Source organism: Dechloromonas aromatica RCB (assembly GCF_000012425.1).
Window position 1 is genome coordinate 1,906,113 of the sequence record NC_007298.1, and the last position, 22,338, is coordinate 1,928,450.

18 protein-coding genes are annotated in these 22,338 nt (G+C 58.3%); 12 read left to right on the plus strand and 6 right to left on the minus strand.

Features of this window, described 5'->3' with window-relative positions; genetic code table 11:
• Nucleotides 1–79: 79 nt before the first annotated feature.
• Both DARO_RS09130 and DARO_RS09135 read right to left on the minus strand, forming a co-directional pair.
• A complete protein-coding gene (locus DARO_RS09130; RefSeq protein WP_011287522.1) occupies nt 80–1,429 on the minus strand; it encodes a diguanylate cyclase domain-containing protein in 1,350 nt (449 codons plus the stop codon).
• A gap of 15 nt (nt 1,430–1,444) precedes the next feature.
• Nucleotides 1,445–4,954 (minus strand): PAS domain S-box protein, encoded by a 3,510-nt coding sequence (locus DARO_RS09135; protein ID WP_011287523.1) that lies wholly within the window; start codon nt 4,952–4,954, stop codon nt 1,445–1,447.
• Between the two features lie 244 nt (nt 4,955–5,198).
• On the opposite strand from DARO_RS09135, the gene DARO_RS09140 reads away from it, so the two are divergent.
• Together DARO_RS09140 and DARO_RS09145 are read left to right on the plus strand one after the other, a co-directional pair.
• On the plus strand, nt 5,199–5,882 hold the full coding sequence (locus DARO_RS09140; RefSeq protein WP_011287524.1) for a 2'-5' RNA ligase family protein: 684 nt from the start codon (nt 5,199–5,201) through the stop codon (nt 5,880–5,882).
• Nucleotides 5,883–6,022: 140 nt separating this feature from the next.
• On the plus strand, nt 6,023–7,351 hold the full coding sequence (locus DARO_RS09145; RefSeq protein ID WP_011287525.1) for a malonyl-CoA decarboxylase: 1,329 nt from the start codon (nt 6,023–6,025) through the stop codon (nt 7,349–7,351).
• Between the two features lie 74 nt (nt 7,352–7,425).
• On the opposite strand, the gene DARO_RS23285 is transcribed toward DARO_RS09145, so the two are convergent.
• The 4 genes from DARO_RS23285 to DARO_RS09165 all read right to left on the minus strand — a co-directional run bounded on the left by DARO_RS23285 (nt 7,426) and on the right by DARO_RS09165 (nt 12,164).
• A complete protein-coding gene (locus tag DARO_RS23285; protein ID WP_011287526.1) occupies nt 7,426–8,343 on the minus strand; it encodes a PEP-CTERM sorting domain-containing protein in 918 nt (305 codons plus the stop codon).
• Between the two features lie 266 nt (nt 8,344–8,609).
• The gene (locus tag DARO_RS09155) at nt 8,610–9,368 is read right to left on the minus strand and encodes a fumarate reductase iron-sulfur subunit (RefSeq protein WP_011287527.1); all 759 of its coding nucleotides are present in this window, start codon (nt 9,366–9,368) and stop codon (nt 8,610–8,612) included.
• Nucleotides 9,365–11,344, minus strand: a complete 1,980-nt coding sequence (locus DARO_RS09160; protein ID WP_011287528.1) for a fumarate reductase flavoprotein subunit — start codon at nt 11,342–11,344, stop codon at nt 9,365–9,367. Before DARO_RS09160 ends, DARO_RS09155 begins: the two co-directional genes overlap by 4 nt.
• A gap of 1 nt (nt 11,345) precedes the next feature.
• On the minus strand, nt 11,346–12,164 hold the full coding sequence (locus tag DARO_RS09165) for a fumarate reductase cytochrome b subunit (protein WP_011287529.1): 819 nt from the start codon (nt 12,162–12,164) through the stop codon (nt 11,346–11,348).
• Nucleotides 12,165–12,501: 337 nt separating this feature from the next.
• Between DARO_RS09165 and yoaA the strand changes: the two genes are divergently transcribed.
• The 10 genes from yoaA to DARO_RS09215 all read left to right on the plus strand — a co-directional run bounded on the left by yoaA (nt 12,502) and on the right by DARO_RS09215 (nt 22,228).
• Nucleotides 12,502–14,427, plus strand: coding sequence for a DNA repair helicase YoaA (gene yoaA / locus DARO_RS09170; protein WP_011287530.1), 1,926 nt, complete (start codon nt 12,502–12,504; stop codon nt 14,425–14,427).
• A 37-nt stretch (nt 14,428–14,464) separates the two neighbouring features.
• Nucleotides 14,465–14,962, plus strand: coding sequence for a hypothetical protein (locus tag DARO_RS09175; protein ID WP_041224303.1), 498 nt, complete (start codon nt 14,465–14,467; stop codon nt 14,960–14,962).
• 13 nt (nt 14,963–14,975) lie between these two features.
• Nucleotides 14,976–16,109, plus strand: a complete 1,134-nt coding sequence (locus DARO_RS09180; RefSeq protein WP_011287532.1) for a hypothetical protein — start codon at nt 14,976–14,978, stop codon at nt 16,107–16,109.
• Nucleotides 16,110–16,126: 17 nt separating this feature from the next.
• A complete protein-coding gene (gene mobB, locus DARO_RS09185; protein WP_011287533.1) occupies nt 16,127–16,633 on the plus strand; it encodes a molybdopterin-guanine dinucleotide biosynthesis protein B in 507 nt (168 codons plus the stop codon).
• Complete coding sequence (locus DARO_RS09190; protein ID WP_011287534.1) at nt 16,627–17,835, plus strand: molybdopterin molybdotransferase MoeA; 1,209 nt, start codon at nt 16,627–16,629, stop codon at nt 17,833–17,835. Before mobB ends, DARO_RS09190 begins: the two co-directional genes overlap by 7 nt.
• Nucleotides 17,832–18,080: a molybdopterin converting factor subunit 1 gene (moaD, locus tag DARO_RS09195; RefSeq protein WP_011287535.1), complete on the plus strand. Its 249-nt coding sequence runs from the start codon at nt 17,832–17,834 to the stop codon at nt 18,078–18,080. Before DARO_RS09190 ends, moaD begins: the two co-directional genes overlap by 4 nt.
• A gap of 17 nt (nt 18,081–18,097) precedes the next feature.
• Nucleotides 18,098–19,021, plus strand: a complete 924-nt coding sequence (gene ylqF, locus DARO_RS09200) for a ribosome biogenesis GTPase YlqF (protein ID WP_011287536.1) — start codon at nt 18,098–18,100, stop codon at nt 19,019–19,021.
• A 561-nt stretch (nt 19,022–19,582) separates the two neighbouring features.
• Nucleotides 19,583–19,909, plus strand: a complete 327-nt coding sequence (locus DARO_RS09205) for a hypothetical protein (RefSeq protein ID WP_011287537.1) — start codon at nt 19,583–19,585, stop codon at nt 19,907–19,909.
• Nucleotides 19,909–20,748 (plus strand): HDOD domain-containing protein, encoded by an 840-nt coding sequence (locus DARO_RS21680; RefSeq protein WP_011287538.1) that lies wholly within the window; start codon nt 19,909–19,911, stop codon nt 20,746–20,748. Before DARO_RS09205 ends, DARO_RS21680 begins: the two co-directional genes overlap by 1 nt.
• A 268-nt stretch (nt 20,749–21,016) precedes the next feature.
• On the plus strand, nt 21,017–22,228 hold the full coding sequence (locus tag DARO_RS09215; protein WP_198134123.1) for a hypothetical protein: 1,212 nt from the start codon (nt 21,017–21,019) through the stop codon (nt 22,226–22,228).
• Nucleotides 22,229–22,338 lie beyond the last annotated feature (110 nt).

The window sequence follows — 22,338 nt, forward strand, 5'->3', positions numbered from 1 at the left end:
GGTGGCCATCAATGAAGAAAGCCGGGTAACCGGCTTTTTTATTGCAAGCTTGGCGTATTTTTCGTTGCGATCGATTCGTTCAAGCGGATGTTGGCTTGCCCCGATTGGGCTGGGTGGCACGTAGTTGCTCGGTATCGATCAGTGTGCGCAAGGTGTTGCGTCCGGCCCCCTTGGCTTCGTACATGGCATGGTCTGCCCGCTTCAGGATCTCATCGAGTTGTTCGTTGTCACCACCAAACAGGGTGAGGCCGATACTGGGGCTACTGTGGTGCTTGATGGAGCCCAACTGGTAAGGACTATTCAAGGCGCCCAGCAACTTCTCGCCAATGAGTGTTGCCGCATTGCCGGCGCTAACCGGGTCAGGGGCCAGGCTTTCGAGCAGGACAACGAATTCGTCCCCTCCCAGGCGCGAAACTGTGTCCTGTTCGCGCACGTTGCGTCTAAGCCGTGAAGCAACCTGAATGAGCATGGCATCGCCCATGGCATGTCCGTGGGTGTCGTTCAGTTGCTTGAAGTGGTCCATGTCCAGGAATAACAGGGCACCCAGGCTGTTATTCCGGGTGTTGTGGAAAATGGCCTGTTGCAGGCGGTCCATCAATAGCCGGCGATTGGGCAGTTCGGTCAGTGCGTCGAAAAAAGCCAGTCTGTGAATATCGGCTTCGCTGCGTTTCCGCTCATCGATATTCTTGACGCAGCCAACCATGCGGCTCGCCTTGCCGTCGATGTCCCGGTCAACGACCTGGCCGGTATCCGATATCCACAAATAGTGCCCATCACTATGCCGGATGCGGTATTCAGCGGTGAAGAGCGTGTTTTCATGGGTGCTGATATCCAGCGCCCGCTCGACCGCAGCGAGGTCTTCGGGGTGAATGCGCTCGACGTAATCCGCGAGCGGGTGGCTGAGAAAACTCGTATCCAAACCCATCATGCGGCACCAGGCCTCGTTGTGACTGACGCGATTGAATTCAATCTCCCAGTCCCAGATGCCATCGCCGGTGGCGTCGAGCACGAAGCGCATGCGTTCTTCGCTGGCCCGCAATTCCCGGTTTAGGCTGGCTAACTTGAGGGTGTTTCGGATACGTAGTTTGACGATATCGAGGTGGAATGGCTTGGTGATGTAGTCTGCCACGCCAAGATCGAGGCCTGTCACCTCCGAGTCGACGTCGGTGAGCGCGGTCAGGAAGATGATGGGAACGGCCTGCAGGCGAGGGTCACTGCGGAAACGGCGACAGGTTTCAAGGCCATCCATTTCCGGCATCATGATATCGAGCAGGACCAGATCGGGGGGCGAATGTTTTGCCATGGTCAGTCCCTGACTGCCCGAGGTGGCGATTTCCAGGTCGAAGTCGTTAGCCAGGGCGGTCCCTAGCGTATATAGATTTCCCGGCATATCGTCGATGGCCAGGATGCGCGGTTTGCGTGGGGACATGTTATTCCTCGGGAGCTAGCCATTGACCAGGGCACGCAGGCGGCCCAGTGCGGCTTGGAACTGAAAGGTCTTGACTGAGTCTGCGATTTCGTCGATTTCGTCGGCGATATCCGTGTTGATGGCACTCGATTGCAGCTCGGAGAAGCGTTGGAGTGCATCGAATTTGCCCAATTCAAGCAGCGGTATGAGCGCCTCGATGGCACGCCGCAATTGCGCCCGGTCGAATATCGTGGTCTTGGCAGCGCAAATGCCGGGTGTTCCTGCCGGAGCGGCCTCCGGGGCCAAGACGTCGACGAGAATTCGGCGCAGATCCGACACGACGAAGGGCTTGGGCAGGAAATGATCCATCCCGCTTTGCAGGCAACATTCGCGATCTTCGGCAAAGACCGAAGCGCTGATGGCGACGACCGGAATGCGGGGGAGTCCGCATTGCGCTTCATGCTCGCGAATTTCCCGTGCGGCAGCATAGCCGTCGAGCCCAGGCATCAGGCAATCCATCAGGATCATGTCGGGGCGATCATCGGCGCATGCAGCGCTGACCGCTTCGCGACCATCCGTGGCGAATGTGACACAGAGGCCGAGGCGGCTCAAGAGTGTGCCAAGTACTTTGCGCTCCAGCGCATTGTCCTCGGCAACCAGAACGGATCCGGAGAAGCTGGGTACAAGCCCGGACTGCGCCTGGCTGGTGGCATTCGATTCGTTGGCGGCCGAGGTGCTTGTTGCCAGTGGGGCTGGAATACGGAACCACAGGCGGCTGCCTTTTTTCTCCTCGCTTTCCAGCCCGGCTTCACCTCCCATCAGTTCCGCCAGATGGCGAACGATAGACAGGCCCAGCCCACTGCCGCCGTAGCGCCGGGTGGTGGAACCGTCGGCCTGCGTGAAGGGCTGGAAGAGCCCCTGCTGTTTTTCGGAGGAAATACCGATACCTGTATCGGTCACGGAAAATTCGAGCGTTGCGAAGTCATTGGTGCGGTCGATTTCGGAGATGCGGATGTCGACTGAACCAATCGCCGTGAACTTTAAGGCATTCGAGACCAGATTCGAGAGCATCTGCTTCAGGCGGTAGCCGTCGGCCAGATATTCCTGAGTGCGCGGTCCATCCCACTCCGCGGAGATGATCAGACCTTTGCCCTGAGCGACGCCCCGGAATAGCGCCAGGATGTCCTGAGCCAGTTGTTGCGGTAGCCAGGGGGTCGGATCCAGTTCAACGCGCCCAGACTCCACTTTGGCCAGATCGAGCACGTCATTGAGAATGGTGAGCAGGGTTTTTCCCGATTCGAGGATGACGCGCCCGTAATCCCGGCTGCGCGGGTCCGATACATCCGGGCCGCAGAGTATCTGAGCCATGCCCAGGATACTGTTCATCGGTGTGCGAATTTCGTGACTCATTGTGGCCAGGAACTCGCTCTTGGCACGGTTTGCCGCCTCGGCTGCCTGCTTGGCATGCATCAATTCGGTAATGTCTACCCGAAAGCCGACGATCGAGCCATCGGCGGTTTTGCGTTCCCGGACATCCAGCCAACGGCCATCAGCCAGTTTTTGAATGAAATTGGATTCACTTTGCCGGTGGGCTAAAAGCCGTCTTTGAACCCAGGCTTCCGGGTTGGCCTGCGCTTCTGGGTATTGGCCATGCTCGATACCGTAGCGGATGATTTCTTCGAACGAGTTGCCGGGAACGAAGGCGGGGGCGGAAATGGTATACAAGCGACGATACTGCTCATTGCACCAGGTCAGTCGATCCGCCGCGTTGTACACTGAAAAACCTTCCCCGATGGCCTCGATGGCCGAATGAAGGATGCTCTCCAGATATTGGCGTTGCTCTTCAGCCTGTTTGTGGGCAGTAATATCCAGATGCACGCCGTACATGGTCAGCGGCTTTCTGTCCTTGCTCCAGTCAATCACCTTGCCGCGCACTTGAATCCAGACCCAGCGCTGGTCGGCATGCTGGATACGGTATTCAATCTCGAATCGCTCGCTGTCACCCGCCAGATGGTCGGCCAAGCTTTTTTCCAGAACCAGTCGATCTTCCGGATGGATACGGCTGAACCAGGCCTCCAGGTGATCATCTCCAAATTCGGCGAGGGAGCGCCCGACCAGATTGCTGGAGGCGCCATCCAGTATCAGTTTCCCGGAGTCGATATCCCATTCCCAGGGGCCGGCTCCCGTCCCTGACAGCACGTTGATCAATCGTTTCCTGTCGCGTGCGATTTCCTGCTCTTGCTGCCGCAGTGTGGTGATATCCCGTTTGATGGCCACATAGTGCGTTACCTCTCCGGAAGAGTCGCGCAGGGGCGAGATGATCACTTGCTCCAGATAGTCGCTGCCATCCTTGCGGCGGTTGATGAATTCACCTTGCCAGACTTTGCCTTGCTCCAGGGTGAACCACATGACATCTTTGGTGGCAGCGGGCGTGCGCCCCGAACCGAGGAAGGCTGCAGGCCGACCGATGGCCTCCTCGACGGTGTAGCCGGAGGCGTCTTTAAACGCCGAATTTGCATAAATTATGTGTGTCTTCAGGTCCGTAATAACGATGGACTCGGGGCTTTGCTCAATGACCTGAGAGAGGCGCTGGGCTTCTTCCTCGGCCCGATGGCGACTGGTGATGTCGCGGCTAATCACAATGAAGCGACTTCCCTCCATGTCCGTGCGGTCTTTCCTCGCCACCGACAATTCGAACCAGGCATCACCTTGCGCCAATGGCAGCTTGATCACTCGGCCGTAACTCTTTCCCTGCCGTTTTGCCTCGGCCAAGGCTTGATGAACGACGGCTGCCGCTTGTGGTGGTAACACATCGCTTACAGTACGGCCCATCAGTTCATTTTTTGAGGCCGCGAGCAAGTGCTCGTCATTGGTGCGAATGGCAAGATAGGTGCCGATTTCGTCCATCTCGAACAGAATGTCCGGAATGGCGGCCAGCGTGGCATCAAGTGCATCCTGGCTTTCCTTGAGCTGCTGGTTTTTGCAGGCGATGTCGGCCGCCATGTCGCGAGCCTTCTGCTCTGCCTTCGTGGCATTTTTTACCAGCAAATCCTGCACGAGACGGCTGACCGTGAGCAGCGTGAGAATGATCGCAGTCACCTGGGCGCCAAGCGGACTCTGAAAGGCGTTGGGAAAGCGGTAGCAGGTGAGTGCTACCGTTATTGCAAAAACGAAAAGCGACCATCGGATATTGGTGACGGCCAGCGCCAGGATGAAGGGAATCCAGATTGCTTGTGGTACCGCGAAATCGAATGCCCGCAGTTGCAAACCCGATGTAACAGTGATGATGGCAATCAAGGTGCTCAGCTTGAGTGCCAAAGTGTTGCCACGGTGGTAACTCAAGAACAGTGCAGCAGCCATGACGAGCCCAAGCAACACGCCGTAGAACCGGAAATGAGTCTCGCCGCTAGCGATGAACGAACGAGTTTCCGGGTTGTAGTTGACGATCAGCGCATTGACGACCATTGCCGCAACCATGATGACGAAGAACCCTAGTGCAGCGAGGTTGTAGGTTCTTTGGTTGGCTTGGAGCTGAAATAATTTCATGGTTTCCTTGGCGGCTCGTGCGGGAAAGACTTTTCCTTGCTAAGGCTCTTGGGGGCGCGATACTACAAATCAATAACTGGCATTTTCATGCAAAATATGAAATTTGGCAATTAATATAGATTTGTGTCTGTTTTTTGGTGTTTTTTTGATGCAATGCTTGGTCAATCAAGCACGCTTGCAGCACGAGCGATGACCCGCTTGGGGACGCCTGCGCTACCCTACCGTTTTGAGGATTTTGGACTTCATGGAACTGGCTTCGGCGGACAGCACAATCGGTAGCGAGCGACGGGATTTCGTCGAATGGCATCGCGGCCGTTCGCCGTATGTTTTCTGGGCACTCGATGTCGATATCCCGGAAGTTCGGAATGAACTGTCACGGGCCGAACACCACCTGTCCGGCCTGTTGCTGAATGATTACCAGCGTCAGCCTCACGTAACGCTCGACCTGTGCGGCTTTCCGGCGCGATCGCCGAATGCGCCGGATGAGTTTTCGGCGGCCTTGTTGCACGATCAAATGCGACGTTTGCGCGCTGCTGGCCTGGTCGAGTTTGAGCTCGAGATCGGCGGCCTGAGCAGCTTCGTGTCGGCACCGTATCTGCAAGTCAACGAGGCCGCTGGCCGGCTGGTATCGATACGCGAATGCCTGGCTGAAAACGGCATCAATCGCCTGCAGGGCAACTATGTGCCGCATTGCACGGTTGGCCTCTATGTCGCGGCCTGGCCGGCCGGGCCGGTTGTCGAGCGACTGCGGGCCTATCACGGCCAATCGACGATACGCTATTTGGCAAGGCGAATCAGCCTGATGAGCTACCATCCGACGGAAATAGCCGGGCCTTTGGCTTTGTTGGGCGATTACTGGCTGGATTCCGGTCGTATGGCGTGGTATCCCGCGGCAGCCATCCTTGGTTTCGACGAAATGTCCGATTGAATTAGGTGCCCTGGTTGTAGGGAGCAGCAAAGATTCAAAGTGCTTTGAGTGGATTCGTTCCGATCAAGGCGATGGCGCGAGGCTGCATCCGACGTCGCTTCGTCCATCCTGAGGCAAAATAGCGGTAAAGGAGGCGAGTCATGGTGGCAGGAAATCTGGTTCACAAGCTGCGTTCCCTGATGGGCGGCAGCGCCGAGCGCGTGGCCTTGACGGCACGTGGTGTCGAGCAGTTGCGCGCCCAGTTGCGCGAATGTGCTGACGGGCAGGGCGGCGAGGTCTCGGCCCGTGCTCGGGCGGCACGGCTGGCCGAGACTTATCTCGGCCTCAATGACGCGGGGCGGCACCGCTTCCTCAAGTTGATCGCGCTGGAGTTCGGGCCCGATCCGGCCAAGGTGGCGACGGCGCATGCGGCTTATCAGAAGGCTGTTGGCACGCCGGAGCAATGGAAGGCGGAAGCGGCGATGCGGGGCGCCATGCGCTCGTCGCGCATCCGTATCCTGACCCAGTTCAATGCCATTCCACAGGGCGTGAAGTTTCTCGTTGATCTGCGCGCCGACCTGTTGCGCTATCTTGAAAACGACCGGGAGCTGGCGGTACTTGACCGCGAGCTGGAGTCGCGGCTCTCGGCCTGGTTCGATGTTGGCTTTCTCGAATTGCAGCGCATCACCTGGAATTCCCCGGCCGCCTTGCTGGAAAAGCTGATCGAGTACGAGGCGGTGCACGAAATCCGCTCGTGGACCGACCTGAAGAACCGGCTTGATTCGGACCGCCGCCTGTACGCCTTCTTCCATCCACGCATGCCGGCTGAGCCGCTGATCTTTGTCGAGGTGGCGCTGACCGACCATCTGGCCGATAACGTTCAGGCGCTGCTCGACGAGCACGCGCCGGTTTTCGACAACCGCAAGGCCGATACGGCGATTTTCTATTCGATCTCGAACACGCAGGTGGGTTTGCGTGGTGTTTCGTTCGGCAACTTCCTGTTGAAACGCGTGATCGATGACCTGAAACGCGATTTTCCGAAGCTGGCCAATTTCGCCACGCTGTCGCCGATGCCTGCAATGGCTGCCTGGTTGCGCAAGAACCCGCAGGCGCTGACGGATGCGGGCGTCGAGTTGCCTCTGGAAGAGCTTTCCATGGGCACCTGGGCGGCGGACAAGAAACTCGTTCGCTCCCTGCGCGATCCGCTGAGCCGTCTTGGTGCCCGATATCTGGCCAGTGCCAAGCAGGGTGGCGGTGAAGCCGGGGCGCCATTCGACCCGGTGTCGCGCTTCCATCTGGGCAATGGCGCGCGGGTCGAGCGCATCAACTACCTTGGCGACAGTTCGGCCAAGGGCTTCCGGCAGTCATTCGGATTGATGGTGAATTACCTATACAGCCCGGATGACATAGAAACCAATCTGGAGGCCTTCGCCAGCCAGGGGAGTATAGCGATGTCGGCGACGGTGCGGCGATTGGCGAAGCGGCTGTAAGCGGTCCGGCGGAGAGTTTTTCTCTGCACAAAAAAAGGTCGGACTAGCCGACCCTTTGTCTGAGCAATGAGTTATTACTGTTGCTTGTTCTTGCGACGGCTCAGGCCGAGACCGGCAAGACCGAGGCCGAGAAGGGCCAGGCTGGCGGGTTCGGGAATGTTCTGAGTTGCATCCGGGTCGCGTGCCCAAATTTCCATGTGAGATAAGCCCTGCGTATTGCCATTTCGGTTGGTGAAGTCCGTCATCTTCCAAGTGCCCGAGAAGTCGTAGGGCGTCACATAGTCGAAAGGAATATTCTGACCTAGATAGGCAAAGTATTGGGCATATACGTTAAAGTCAAAGTCATAGACAATGGATTCAGTGCTTGACTTTAGAACAAAGGCCAAATGATCAAAGGCATTTCGACCCAATACACTCTGGACTTGGGTGATGATTTGTGGATCCAAATTGAGACTCCAAGTCCCGCTTGTGCCATTACCTCCGGTCACGTTAATTGTCATTAACTGACTAATGACCAGCGATAGATTACCCAGCGTTGGATTTGCGCCATATCCGCCGTCGGTGGAATACAACTTGATCCAGCCAGGGTCCACGTTATTCACGAGTTTCTCGGTTGGGTACGTTAATGGAGACGGCAAGTATTGGTCATTCAGAACAATGCCAGTACTTGGGTTTGAGGGGGGCAAGAAATAAGGGTCAAAAATCTGGGTGTTAGCGCCGTTGCCCGCCCCGCCATTCAGGACACCCTCACCCAAGATGCCGATGTTGGAACCTACCGGGTAATTTCCACTGATGTTGCCATCCGCGACGATGCAAGCCGTGGGGGTCAAATCGGGAATTGCCAAAGCCGCACCAGCTGATCCATCTGGATTTACAAGATTAATCCCGGTTATTGCGACGGTGTTGCTAAATGTGCAACTCGCGGCATCAGCAGGCATTGATCCGAAGGTGGTGGCAATTGCCAAAACTGTCAAAATTGTGTTCGGTTTCATCTTTGTCACCATATTACGATTATTAACATGATTGTGTATAAGCAATATTGGTGCCGAAAATATAAATTCTCGTTTAATCAATTCGTTGTATTTATTTTCTGCTGATGTTGGCGTTCTGGGAAATGGGTTTGTAAAATTTTTCGACATCAATTTTGTCAGTTTAGGCGCAGATTAGTGCAGGTATTGCAGATGCTTTGCATTTGTGTAAGCGCGAATTGGTGTTTGCTGAATGGCATTTTCTCTTGGTCAATGCTGCGGCACTCCGTTCAGCGCATCCCTTGCAGGGCCATCTTTCGCCGTAAGAAGGCGATCTGCGTTTGCAGCGGCAACTGCTTGGGACAAACGTCATGGCAGCCGACCAGCGACATGCAGCCAAAAACGCCATCGTCGTCACCGATCAGTTCGTAGAAATCCTCGTCACTACGTGTATCCCGCGGATCGAGCCGGAAGCGGGCGATCTTGTTGAGGCCGACGGCACCGACGAAACGCTCGCGCATCTGCACCGTGCCGCAGCCGGCGATGCAGCAGCCGCATTCGATGCAGCGATCGAGTTCGTAGATGGCTTCGGCGGTGGCCGGCTCCATCCGTGTTTCGAGGGCGTCGAGATCGGTTTCCGTATCGTTGTGGATCCAGGTTTGCAGGCGTTCGCTGGTGCCGCGCATCCATTTTCCAGTATTGACTGACAGATCGCCGATCAGCTCGAAGACTGGCAGCGGGGCCAGCGTGATGCGCTCGCCGAGGTCGCGGGTCAAGGTGCGGCAGGCCAGGCCGGGGCGGCCATTGACCAGCATGGCGCAACTTCCACAAATGCCGGCCCGACAGACGAAATCGAACATCAGCGAAGGATCCTGCTGGGCGCGGATCTCGTTGAGCGCGATGAACAGCGTCATGCCCTCGGCTTCCTCGACTTCGTAGGCTTGCAGGTGCGGCACGCTGGCCGGGTCGGCCGGGTTGTGGCGGAGAATTTCCAGGGTCAGGCGGCGTGGCTGGTCGTCTGGCTTTTTGCGGCGGAGCAGGGGGATCATGTGCTTTCTCCCGGGCGGGCATTGTCGCCGCGCAGGTGGGTGGGGAGCAGGTGGCGGAATGGCATCAGCGCGTCCTGCACCGCATGGCGATCGGCTGTGGCGAGTTGTGCCCTGATCGTCTCGATTTGAGCCATCCGATGGGCTGTTTCCGGATGTTCGATGGCATCGCGGGCGCCGTAGCCGCGCCAGCCGGGCGGCAGTTCCATGTGGCGGACATCGAGCGCTTCGTAGTGCAATGAGGGAACCAGCTGCGCCGGATCGGTCCAGTAGGCCAGCGTACGTTTCAGCCATTCTGCGTCGTTGCGCCGCGGAAAATCTGTGCGGAAATGCGCGCCGCGGCTCTCGGTCCGCTGGCGGGCCCCGTGGGCCACGCAGATGGCCAGCTTGAGCATCTTTTGCAGGCGCCAGGCCAGCGTCAGTTCAGGGTTGGCGCCGGGCCGGTGAGTGCGCAGGCCAACCTGCCGGCTGCGCGCGGCCAGTTCCGTCAGTTCCCTGACGGCTTCGGCCAGTTGCTCGCCATGGCGAACGATACCAACTTTGTCGGTCATGATCGCTTGCATCGCACCGAGCAGGGCGGCCGGGTTCTCCGGGCCGTGGTTATCGGCGATAGCCGAAAATTCGGCTCGTACCTTGTCAGCACATTCGCGCAGCAGTGCTGTCGAAAGGGACATGTCACCGCCTGAGGAGGTACAAAAATCGGCAATCGCGTCGCCGACGATCATCCCTGAAACGACGGTTTCGGCCACCGAGTTGCCACCCAGGCGGTTGAAGCCGTGCAGGTCCCAGCAGGCAGCCTCGCCGCAGGCAAACAGCCCGCTCAGGCCATAGGCGGCGCCGTGCGCATTGGTGCGGATGCCGCCCATCGAATAGTGTTGGGCCGGGCGGACCGGAATCCATTGTCGGGCCGGGTCGATGCCGAGGAAGTAATGGCAGATTTCCTTCACTTCGCGCAGCTTGTGGTCGATGTGCTGGGCGCCGAGCTGGGTAATGTCCAGCCACAGATGTTCGCCGAAACGGTTTCTTGCCCCCTTGCCGCTGCGGATATGGGCTTCCATCCGCCGCGAGACCACGTCGCGCGAGGCCAGCTCCTTCTTTTCCGGCTCGTAGTCGGGCATGAAGCGGTGACCATCGACGTCGCGTAACAAGCCACCATCGCCACGGCAACCTTCGGTGACCAGGATGCCGGCCGGGAAGATGGCGGTCGGATGAAACTGCACCGCCTCCATGTTGCCAAGCGGAACGACGCCGGTTTCCAGCGCAATCGCCGCGCCGATGCCTTCGTTGATCACCGCATTGGTCGTCGACTGGTAGATGCGGCCGAACCCGCCGGTGGCGATGCAGGTGGCGCGGGCGATGTAAGCCACCAGCTTGCCGTCGATCAGGTTGCGGACGATGGCGCCGTAGCAGCGCAGGCCGTCGTGAATCAGCGAAACGGCTTCCATGCGCTCATGGACCGGAATGCCCTCGGCAATCGTCTGGTCGCTGACGGCGTAGAGCATGGCATGGCCGGTGCCATCGGACACATAGCAGGTGCGCCACTTCTTGGTACCGCCAAAGTCGCGGGCGGTAATCAGGCCATGAGCCGCTTCCGGCTCGCTCAGCGTGACCCTCCGGTTGTCGATGATCGCCTCGCGCTCGCCGGCCTGAACACGATTCCACGGCACGCCCCAGCTGGCCAGTTCGCGCACGGCCTTGGGGGCGGTATGGACGAACAGGCGGGCGACCTCCTGGTCGTTGCCCCAGTCGCTGCCGCGCACCGTGTCTTCGAAATGCACATCCTCGTTGTCGCCGGCGCCCTTGGTTGTATTGCCCAGACTGGCCTGCATGCCGCCCTGGGCCGCAGCCGAGTGCGAACGCTTGGGGGGCACCAGGCTGAGAATCAGCACGCTATTGCCACGCTTGCGGGCCGCCAGCGCGGCGCGCAGGCCGGCCAATCCGCCGCCGATGACCAGCACGTCAGTGTGGATGGTTTCCATGTCAGTGCCTGTCCACGGAAGAAATGCTCTGGGGCGGGATGTAGCGCTCTCCGGCATGGTCGGCATGGACCCGGCCGAGATCGATGTAGGTGAGCAGCGTGACAAGCCCGAGGGTGACAAAGAAAGCACTGAACGAATAGCGAACGATAGCCAGGCGCCGTCGGCTGCGCTGCGGATCGCTGCCTTCCAGCCAGCCCCATTTGATCGCCAGCCTATACAGTCCGATGCCGCCATGCAGTTCGACCGCGAACAACAGTGCCAGATAGAGCGGCCACATGTTGCCGCTCCATACCCGGTCGGCCGATTCGAAGGGGCCAATCAGCGCCGGCTGGGTCAACATGTCGTAGAGGTGGATGGTGGCCATGAAGAACAGGGCAAACCCGGTCCATGCTTGTATCCACCACAGCGAGGTATCGCTGTGTTGAAACCGGTTTTTGTGCCGGCGGAAGGCATTGAACTGGCGAAACCCGGCCGGGAATTTACGCATCGCCAGCCCGGCGTGGCCAATAAAGAGGGCAATAACAACAGCAACCACGCACGAGACAAGCGCCGGGTAGGGCCTGGCGAAGAAGTAAGCCCCTTCGAAGAAACGGGCCACGGTGTAAAAAGCCTGCTGGCTGATCAGAATGGTGGACACAAAGAACATGTGCGCCATCAGGAAGACAGCGAGGATGCAGCCGGTGGCGCTCTGCAGCACATCAAGACGGGCTGGCCAGCGGCTTTTGCGTGGTTTGGTTTGTGCCGTGCCATGCGTCTGGGGATGGGGCATTGCTTGAAGGCCCAGTTCGCCGCTGGCATTGCTTTTGATCAGGCTGCTCATGGCTATGTTTCCTTGCAATAACCTTCAAGTGGCGAAGGCGGATGCCGGAAGCCGAAATGACGCGACCGTGGCGGAAGCCCGATGCGACATGCCGACCGTCCACATGTTGCTCGTCTCCATCACTTGTTGTTATGAGTTCAATTTAGCACAAGCGAATTATTGTCAATGGCAATAATGCTGCGCAGCAACAAAATAGAATCTGGATTGCCCAAAAAGCAACATGAGGCGTTACAGCATGCGCTTGGTGTCGGCTGATTCCAGGTTTTGCCATACGGGAAAAAAGGGGCTTTCATCGGCATCTGATAAAATTCGGCCCTGATTTTTCAGGTGTTCCCCCTTGTCCTCCCTCCAGGAAATATTCTCTCCCGACGGGCCGCTGGCCCGGGCCATTGGCGGCTATCGTGTTCGCGACCAGCAGCTCGAAATGGCCGAGCGCATCGCCGCAGCCATTCACCGTCAGGCCGTCTTCATTGCCGAGGCCGGTACCGGCACGGGCAAGACTTTCGCCTATCTGGTGCCGGCCTTGCAGTCGGGCGGCAAGGTCATTGTTTCGACCGGTACCAAGACGCTGCAGGATCAGTTGTTCAACAAGGACCTGCCGATGGTCCGCGATGCCCTGAAGGCGCCGGTCAAGATTGCCTTGCTGAAGGGCCGGGCCAACTACGTCTGCCCCTACCATCTGCAACACGCCATTATCGACGGTCGCTTCCTGACCCGTGAGGATGCTGCCGACGCCCGCCGCATCTCGGTCTTCGCCAAGACGACGCAAAGCGGCGACAAGGCCGAATGCATCGAGGTTTCAGAGAATTCGCCGGTCTGGGGCCACGCCACCTCGACGCGTGACAACTGCCTCGGCCAGGATTGCCCGGACTACAAGGAATGCTTCGTGATGGCGGCGCGGCGTGAGGCGATGGCGGCCGATCTGGTCGTCGTCAATCACCACCTGTTCTTCGCCGATGTGATGCTGCGCGACGAAGGCATGGCCGAACTGCTCCCGGCTTGCAACACCGTTATCTTCGATGAAGCACACCAGTTGCCGGAAGTGGCGACGCTGTTCTTCGGCGATTCGGTATCGACCGCGCAAGTGCTCGATCTGGCCCGCGACACTCGCGCCGAAGCGCTGACCTCGGCCCGCGATTGCCTGGCTTTGCCTGAAGCCAGCAAAACGCTGGAAAAGGCCGCCAAGGACTTGCGGCTGGCCGTCGGCGTCGATACGGGCCGTTTCTCCTACGGCCAACTGGAAGAAAAGCCCGATTTTGCCCCGGCCCTGAAGGCACTGGAGGCCGAGGTTACCGCTTTCGCCGCCCTGCTCGAAACCCAGGCCGAACGAGCTGAAGGCCTGGAGAAGTGCTGGCAGCGAGCGACCGAACTGGCTCAGCAGCTAGGTCAGTGGCAAAACCTGACCGATCTCAGCTACGTACGCTGGGCCGAAGCCTTCACGCATTCGCTGCAACTCACCTCGACGCCACTCAATGTCGCCGAAATCTTCCGCAAGCAGATGGGCGGCCATCCGCGGGCCTGGATCTTTACGTCGGCGACTTTGGCCGTGCAGGGCAAGTTCCACCACTACTGTGCCGAACTCGGCCTCGGTGACCCTGATTCGGCCTGCTGGCATAGTCCCTTCGACTACGGCGAGCAGGCCATCCTCTACGCGCCGCTCGGCATGCCCGACCCCAACGCCTGGAACTATACCGACGCCGTGGTCGACGCAGCGTGGCCGGCCGTCAAGGCCGCCAAAGGTGGCGCCTTCTTCCTATGCACCAGCCTGCGCGCCATGCGCCGGACACACGAACTGCTCAAGGCCAAGCTCGAAGACGAGGGCATCGACATGCCGCTGCTGGTCCAGGGCGAGGGCAGCAAGAACGATCTGCTGCAACGCTTCAGGCACCACGGCAATTCCATCCTGGTCGGCAGCCAGAGCTTCTGGGAAGGTGTGGACGTGCGTGGTGAGGCACTGTCGCTGGTCGTCATCGACAAGATTCCCTTCGCGCCGCCTGACGATCCGGTGCTTTCGGCCCGCATCGAGCAGATGAAGCGCGAAGGCCGCAACGCCTTCATGGAATACCAGCTGCCGCGGGCCGTGATCAACGTCAAGCAGGGGGCTGGCCGCCTGATCCGCGACGAGAGCGACAAGGGCGTACTGATGATGTGCGATCCACGACTCATATCAAAGCCGTACGGCCGCCGCGTCTGGCAAAGTCTGCCACCCATGAAACGGACCCGCGAATTGCAGGTCGTCCTCGATTTCTTCGCCAACCGCTGAGTATCAACGCGAGATTTTGATGCCGGAGCAACGAATAATGCTGATTCCCATGAACAATTTTTCGCTCGGCGAACGAATATTCATGGCAGCCAAGGGCCTGGCCGCTCTTGCGATATTGCTGCTTGCCTTGATATCTAGTCCAGTCCCATTTTTCACCTATTTCATTTCTGGGATTCTGGTTATTTTGGCGTTGGTTGCCGCATGGTCATGGCTGAAGAGGGTTTCGTATAGCGAGATGGATTTCGATGGGAGAAAGGTGCGTCGCTATTTTTCTCTTAATCCGTTCTCGAAGCATGATGAAGCTGATCTTCAGCGTTTCGAAACAGTCATCTCCACTTGGAATTTCTCGCCTTCAGGGCCGAACTGGATTGCTGTTTCGTTGAGTGGACGCACGGGCAGCTTGGAGCTTGCTCGTTTTGGCTCATTCAATAATTTTTCGACGCACGGGGGGCACGCGCTGGATGAACCTCGGGCAAAAGCCTTGCGTGAACAGTTGTCAGCACGATTGAATTTGCGCGATCTGGGTGTTGTATGAACGGCGTGTTTCAATGAAAACCATCTTCGAGCAAATGCGTGCGCAGCAGCCGCAATTCTTCTCCAGCGCCGACATCACCATCGACGCCGGGCCGATGCAGGCCATGGCCGGGATCATCACGGCCATCGAGTCGGTCATCGAACTACCGGCCTACCAAACGCATGCCCTGGCCCAGGCGCCGGAAATCGCCCGCCTGCCGGTCAAGTCACGCGGCGTTTTCATGGGCTACGATTTTCACCTGACGGCATCCGGCCCGAAGCTGATCGAGATCAACACCAACGCTGGCGGTGGCCTGCTCAATGCCTACCTGCTGGCTTCGCATGGCAGGGTGGAAGAGGGGGCCAGGATTCGCGACGAATACGTCGCTATGTTCCGCGAGGAATGGCGTTTGGAACGCGGCGACGCACCACTGCGCCGCATCGCCATCGTCGACGAAAACCCGGCCGAACAGTTTCTTGCCCCTGAATTTGCGCTCTTCAAGGAATTGTTCGAGCAGCATGGCATTGCCGCTGTGGTGGCCGATCCGGCCGAGCTGAAGTGCGATGGCAACCGCCTGCTGCATGCCGGCCAGCCGGTCGACATGATCTACAACCGGTTGACCGATTTCGCGCTCGATGCGACGGATAACGCTCACCTTCGGGCGGTTTTCGAAAGCGGCGGTGTGGTGCTGACGCCGCACCCACGCGCCCACGCCCTGTACGCCGACAAGCGCAACCTGATGCAGCTTTCCGACGATGCCGCGTTACAGGCGCTTGGCGTCGCTGAGGCCACCCGCAAGACCCTGCTCGCCGGCATTCCGCAAACCGTGGCGGTGACACCTGAGCAGGCTGGACAGTTCTGGGCCGAGCGCAAACGCTGGTTCTTCAAGCCACCCGCCGGTTTCGGCAGTCGTGCCGCCTATCGGGGCGACAAGCTGACCAAGCGCGTGTTCGAGGAAATCCTGCATGGCGGCTACATTGCCCAGGAAATCGCACCGCCCTCCGAGCATGTCGTTGCGCTGGCCGATGGCGAAACGACGATGAAAGCTGATTTCCGCTGCTACGTCTATAACGGCGGTATCCAGCTGGTCGCCGCTCGTTTATATCAGGGGCAGACGACCAATTTCCGGACGCCGGGCGGTGGTTTTGCCCCGGTGTTTGTCGCCTGAACGAGTAAAATCCGCCCATGAAAGTTTTCGGTATTGCCGGTTATTCCGGCTCCGGCAAGACGACCTTGCTGGAGAAGCTCATTCCACAGCTGACGGCGCGCGGTCTCAAAGTGTCGGTGATCAAGCACGCCCATCATGGTTTCGACATCGACCGGCCGGGCAAGGATTCCTATCGCCATCGCGAAGCCGGGGCGACCGAAGTGCTGCTTTCCTGCGGCGACCGCTGGGCGCTGATGCATGAACGCCGAGCCGAGCCGGAGCCGACGCTGGATGAACTGATCGGCCACCTGTCGCCCTGCGACCTCGTGCTGATCGAAGGCTTCAAGCAGGAACCGGTGCCCAAGCTCGAAGTCTACCGCCCTGAAAACGGCAAACCGCCGCTCTTCCCCGAGCGCAACGACATCGTTGCCGTGGCGACCGATGCCGATATTGCCACCGACTTGCCCATATTGCCGCTCAACGACTACGCCGCGATGGCCGATTTCGTCATGAATTATCTGAATTTGCAGGCCCGCCCATGCTGAGTTTTGAACAAGCCCTGGAAAAACTGCTGGCTGCAGCCCAGCCGGTCGAGGAAATCCGCTCGCTGCCGATTACTGCCGCCGCCGGCCGCATCCTGGCAGCTTCCCAGCAATCCACGGTCGCCGTGCCGCCGCTCGACAACTCGGCCATGGACGGTTACGCCGTGCGCGTTGCCGACATCACCGCGGCCGGCCTCTGCCTGCCGGTCAGCCAGCGCATTCCCGCCGGCACGGTCGGCACCACGCTACAGCCGGGCACCGCCGCCCGCATCTTCACCGGCGCCCCGATCCCGGCTGGCGCCGACGCCGTGATCATGCAGGAGCGCTGCGAGCATGGTGAAAACGGCGTCGTTATCAATCACGTACCGCGTGAAGGTGAAAACATTCGCCGGGCCGGCGAAGACATCTCTGTTGGCGCCGAAATCCTCAAGGCCGGCGTCAAGCTGCGCCCGCAGGAAATCGCTCTGGCTGCCGCTGCCGGTCTGCCCGAACTGCCGGTCTATCGCCGTGTGCGCGTCGGCGTCTTCTTCACCGGCGACGAACTCGTCCAGCCGGGCGAACCGCTTCCGCCGGGCGCCATTTACAACTCCAACCGCTACGCGCTACGTGCGCTGCTCGAAGGCATGGGCTGCGAAGTACGTGACCTCGGTGCGGTGGCAGACACGCTCGAAGCAACCCGCGATGCCCTGCGCCGTGCCGCTGCCGACAACGATCTGGTCCTGACCAGTGGCGGCGTCTCGGTTGGCGAGGAAGACCACGTCAAGCCGGCCGTCGAGGCTGAAGGCAGTCTCAATATGTGGAAGATCGCCATCAAGCCCGGCAAGCCGCTGGCCTTCGGCGAAATCCGCAAGTCGGAAGGCAAGGCCTGGTTCCTCGGCCTGCCGGGCAATCCGGTGGCTGCCTTTGTCACCTTCCTGACCATGGTTCGCCCCTTCATCCTGCGCCTGCAAGGGGCAAGCGCCGTAACGCCGCGCGTCCTGAAGCTGTCGTCGGCATCGGTATGGAGCAAGGCCGATGGCGCCCGTCTCGAATTCCTGCGCGGCTGGCTCAATGACGACGGTGCCGTCGAGTTGTACAAGAATCAGGGCTCGGCCGTCGTTACCTCGTTGTGCTGGAGTGACGGGCTGGTGCTCAACCCGCCGGGTAATACCATTGCCGTCGGCGATACGCTCAGTTTCATCTCCTTTGCGGAGCTGCTGTCGTGAGCGTCAAGGTTCTCTACTTCGCCGGCCTCAAGGAGGCCCTCGGCCTGCCCGGCGAAACCATCGACCTGCCAGTCGGTGTCGCCACCGTCGGCGGCTTGCGTGATTGGCTGGTCGGGCAAGGGCGCGACAAGCTGGCCACCGCCAAAAACCTGCGCTGCGCCGTCAATCAAGACATGGCCAAGCTCGATGCAGCCATCAAGGACGGCGACGAGATAGCCTTCTTCCCGCCGGTCACCGGCGGTTGAAAATAGAAAGAATATAAATGTCCATCCAATGGTTCCCGGGGCACATGACCCAGGCCCGCAAGAAGGCCGGCGAGACGCTGGCCGTGGCCGATGTCGTCGTCGAAGTCCTCGATGCCCGCCTGCCGCAGGCGAGCAGCAATCCGATGATTCACGAGCTGCGCGTCTTCCGCCAGCGCCCGTGTCTCAAGCTGCTCAACAAGGCCGATCTGGCCGACCCCGAAGCAACGAAGGCCTGGCTGGCTTTTTTTGACGCCCAGCCGAACGTCAAGGCCGTCGCCATTTCCTGCAAGAAAGCCAGCGACGTGGCGCGCATCCCCGGTCTGGCCCAGAAGCTGGCACCGCACCGCAACGACGCCGTCAAACCGCTGCGCCTGATGATCATGGGCATCCCCAACGTCGGCAAATCGACGCTGATGAACGCACTGGTCAAGAAAAAGGTCGCCGCCGTCGGCGACCAGCCGGCCGTCACCAAGAGCCAGCAACGCATCGACATCAGCAACCGCCTGACCCTCTACGACACCCCGGGCATGCTCTGGCCGAAGATTGATCACCCAATCGACGGCCTGATGCTCGCCGCCAGCCACGCGGTTGGCGTCAACGCCTACATCGACGAAGAAGTCGGCACCTGGCTGGCTGAATTCCTGCTTGAACATTATTCCGCGCTGCTCAAGGCTCGCTACGGTTTTGCCACGGAGGGCATGGATGCCGTCGGCGTCATCGAAGCCATCGGCAAAAAGCGCGGCTGCGTGATCAAGGGGCGGGGCGGCGAAATCGATATGGAAAGAGCTGCGGCCATCCTGATCCTCGACTACCGCTCCGGCGCCCTCGGTCGCATCAGCCTGGAAACACCGGAGCTTCGGGCATCCCGGCAAGCCGAACTGAAAGCTGCAGGGCGTCTCAAGGAAAATCCCGACCTAGCGACAGATGAAGGAAATGACTGATTCTTGACGGGCCGGTTTTCGGAAACGGCCGCTATTGCAGCTTTCCGAAAGGAACAATAGGGGGCAGTCCCCTATTTCTTACCCTTTTGCGGGCGCAGTTTTCCAAAAGCGCTCAAGTAATGTTGCTCGCACCGGTGACAGGCATACAGCCTTGAGCCCGGTATCACCCGCATCCAGCTTTTTCTCTGGATGCGCTGCATGGCGTCGTTGCAGTTGGGGCAAAGCGTTTTTGTATAGAAATACATCGCGAGTTTTATGCCTAACCTGTTTCCCTGATAAAGATTCAGTGATGGCTAAAGCTTAGCGTCTATCGCGAATGTCTGTTGTTGTCGCTTGGCGACAGCTTTGTATCAAATTGCAACCGCGGCTGTGATTGGAACAATAGGGGCGCTTGGCCAGATCAGCAGGGAAACGCTGGAGCTCCGGGCAGCGCGTCAGGCGCGACTGGCTGCCGCAGCCAAAGCAGAGTCCAAATAAAATTGATGGATTTGATATTTATATAGTTTAATTCGCAGGGGTATTTGGTTAAGATTGCCAAATGACCAAGGGAGTTGATTCACCATGAACTACCACCTGCGATATTTGCCGTTGCCGGATGTGACCGAGGGCATGGTCCTCGGCGCCCCGCTGATCCTCACCGAGAAGGGGGTCATCAGTTTCAGTCTGCCGGAAGTGCATCTGCTGACGGAAACCAATCTCCAGCAAATGAAAGTCCGGCACGCCGAGTTTGTCTGCGTGCGGGAAGAAGATACCCGTAGCGATGACGAGCGGGCCAATGCCTGGGCGCAGACCGAAGCCCGTCTGCAACGCATCTTTCGCGCCGCCGATCTGCGCCAACCGGTCATGGCCAATCTTTACGAGGCGGTGCGCGCCTATCGGAGGACCTGATGGTGCTGCAACTGACCGACCAGGGCATCATCGAGCGCTCGAAAAGCATGCCAGCCTTTCCACGAGTGGTGACCGAGATAATCGCCACCCTTGACGATGACGGTGCAACGCTAGGGGCGCTGGTTCATCATGTCGAGCGCGATCCGGTGATCACCGCCCGTGTGCTGTCGATTGCCAATTCGGCAGCGATGGCCGGGCACTCAGGCTCCGATGTGCACGATGTTCGCAAGGCAGTTTCGCTGATCGGTCTGCAAAAAATTCGGGAAATCACGCTGGCCGTCAGTCTGGCAGAATTCGCGCATGGCTGCCGCATGGCGTCGTACTTCTGGGAGCACAGCGTGGCTGTCGGCATCTGCGCCCTGGAGCTCGCTCGCTTCACCCATCAGCCTTCTGGTTATGCGCTGGTCGCTGGCTTGCTGCATGACATCGGGCAACTATGGATGGCCCATTTTCACCCTCTCGAATTCCAGATGGTGCGCTCCGCAGTCAGTTGCGGCACCGAGGGCATCAACGACATCGAGCGACGATACTTCGGCGTTGATCACTGTCATATCGGCCGCCTTCTGGCGACCCACTGGGGCCTGCCGCCTGCGGTGGTCGACGCCATCTATTTCCACCACGATCCCGACCAAGGGCTGGGCGAAAGCCTGGTCGCCATCACCCATGTGGCGGAAGTGCTCTCCAATGCGCTGGATCTGACCGGCCGTGACGGGAACATGGTCGCCAACATGTCAGCCGCTGCCTGCGAAAAACTGGGAATCGACTGGAGCCAGGATCTCGACCCGCTATTTGGCCGTATCGAGGCCCGGACAGAATACGCCTGCCGGGTGTTTCGCTAACCAAACTCGGCATATCGCCTGCGATAGCCAACAATAGGATTCTGGCCCTATTTTTCTTTGATCCGAGTGGTGTGGAGCCCGTCGGTGCGCTGTCGTCCAGCGCGCAACGCGTATGCGTATCGTGTATGGCAATTTCATTGCGAATGGCAATGCAACGACTTAGACTTCAGATTTTTCATGTGTTTTTTAACCCCCGTGTTACTTGGAGGGGGTAGGGATTTCAATGTCACATCATCCGAATCCAGAGGGTTTAAGCGTCCACGAGGTTATGAATAGTGTTCGTGTTATCGCTGAGGTATTGGGCGGCGATTGGGTGATGAAAAAAATAAAACAAGAGAAAAAGTTAATAGAGCAGTTTCGCTTGGCATCAAAAAATAGGAAGCATGCTTACTTATATAAGCCGGAGCCGCATCCATTAATTGCGTGGGCGCTTGAGTTCGAGCAGTGGCAAAACGCAAGTCGCGAGTCCGGACGATTTGAACTAAAAGAATCAGTTCTCAAATTAGCAATATTAGGCCAAAGCCTCGATCGATCGAGATATCAATCCGGCTTTGAAAAACTTGTTGGTAGGCTCAAACAAAAGGAAAGCTTTTTTTCCGCAGCTTTCGAAGTCGAAGTAGCTTCAAGCTATTGCAATAAAGGGCATAGCGTTCGCTTTGTAGAAGAAGGTACCGAACGAACACCTGATCTACGTGTTACGGCGTGCGATGGTTCCTATTTTTGGGTCGAATGTAAATCTCGAGATCGTTTAACTGAGCGAGATGCGACTATCGAGGCTCTGTGGAAAGACTTAGAGGCGAGTCTTGTAAGGGAGATTGGACCCCAAAGAAAAAATGTCGCAATCATCGTAAAGTCTTTGCAAGATCCGAAGCGATGCGAGATCGACGGTTTGCGTATATTTCTTTTGAGTTCATTGCAAGCAGGAGGGATTGGAAAGGTTGATCCTGCAAGTGGCGCCACGGAATTGGTACCTGATCCCACGAAAAATTACCTAGTGGCAGTCCAGCCTCTATTGGCTAGCGATTCTGAAATCGAAGGGGATGGCCTACAGTTTCAATCTTCTGAGAAATTTGATCGCTTTCTGATGCATGCAGAGATGCGTGTTGATGAAAATAAGATATGTCTGATCAAAAATCCTTTTGTGATTGGTTTTTCTAATAGCCAACCATCCGATAAGGTAAGCGGAATTATTCACGGATTTAATTCTGCTGTGGGGCAACTGCCAAAGGAGGGGCCTGGAGTTGTCTGGATTAGAGTTCCTGACAACTCTTGGAATGATGATTTTGACGCGTCAATTGCTAAAGCAGAGTCCATGCTTAAATCGGAGCTCCAGGGCGAAATGAACCGGCGTGTAAATGCGGTTTTCCTGATGACTAGAATTGTGCATCAAGTACAGAATGGTTCGGAGAATGGACTCGCTTATCGTCCTGTGCTATTAGCTGTCCAGCATACCAATCCGCGCCGTACTGTAGTCGATTAGACGGTTATTACTAACTGGCATCAAATAACTAGTGTAAGGACTTCTGAGTTCATCGCCTCAAGTGTTCGCTCTGGGATGAAGAACTCAACTTTCCAGTATTCGGAACTGTC

What these genes read in the sequence shown, in the direction of transcription:
- DARO_RS09130 (WP_011287522.1), bottom strand. Translation starts at nt 1,429, where the DNA reads ATGTCCCCACGCAAACCGCGCATCCTGGCCATCGACGATATGCCGGGA.
- DARO_RS09135 (WP_011287523.1), bottom strand. Translation starts at nt 4,954, where the DNA reads ATGAAATTATTTCAGCTCCAAGCCAACCAAAGAACCTACAACCTCGCT.
- DARO_RS09140 (WP_011287524.1), top strand. Translation starts at nt 5,199, where the DNA reads ATGGAACTGGCTTCGGCGGACAGCACAATCGGTAGCGAGCGACGGGAT.
- DARO_RS09145 (WP_011287525.1), top strand. Translation starts at nt 6,023, where the DNA reads ATGGTGGCAGGAAATCTGGTTCACAAGCTGCGTTCCCTGATGGGCGGC.
- DARO_RS23285 (WP_011287526.1), bottom strand. Translation starts at nt 8,343, where the DNA reads ATGAAACCGAACACAATTTTGACAGTTTTGGCAATTGCCACCACCTTC.
- DARO_RS09155 (WP_011287527.1), bottom strand. Translation starts at nt 9,368, where the DNA reads ATGATCCCCCTGCTCCGCCGCAAAAAGCCAGACGACCAGCCACGCCGC.
- DARO_RS09160 (WP_011287528.1), bottom strand. Translation starts at nt 11,344, where the DNA reads ATGGAAACCATCCACACTGACGTGCTGGTCATCGGCGGCGGATTGGCC.
- DARO_RS09165 (WP_011287529.1), bottom strand. Translation starts at nt 12,164, where the DNA reads ATGAGCAGCCTGATCAAAAGCAATGCCAGCGGCGAACTGGGCCTTCAA.
- DARO_RS09175 (WP_041224303.1), top strand. Translation starts at nt 14,465, where the DNA reads ATGCTGATTCCCATGAACAATTTTTCGCTCGGCGAACGAATATTCATG.
- DARO_RS09180 (WP_011287532.1), top strand. Translation starts at nt 14,976, where the DNA reads ATGAAAACCATCTTCGAGCAAATGCGTGCGCAGCAGCCGCAATTCTTC.
- mobB (WP_011287533.1), top strand. Translation starts at nt 16,127, where the DNA reads ATGAAAGTTTTCGGTATTGCCGGTTATTCCGGCTCCGGCAAGACGACC.
- DARO_RS09190 (WP_011287534.1), top strand. Translation starts at nt 16,627, where the DNA reads ATGCTGAGTTTTGAACAAGCCCTGGAAAAACTGCTGGCTGCAGCCCAG.
- ylqF (WP_011287536.1), top strand. Translation starts at nt 18,098, where the DNA reads ATGTCCATCCAATGGTTCCCGGGGCACATGACCCAGGCCCGCAAGAAG.
- DARO_RS09205 (WP_011287537.1), top strand. Translation starts at nt 19,583, where the DNA reads ATGAACTACCACCTGCGATATTTGCCGTTGCCGGATGTGACCGAGGGC.
- DARO_RS21680 (WP_011287538.1), top strand. Translation starts at nt 19,909, where the DNA reads ATGGTGCTGCAACTGACCGACCAGGGCATCATCGAGCGCTCGAAAAGC.
- DARO_RS09215 (WP_198134123.1), top strand. Translation starts at nt 21,017, where the DNA reads ATGAATAGTGTTCGTGTTATCGCTGAGGTATTGGGCGGCGATTGGGTG.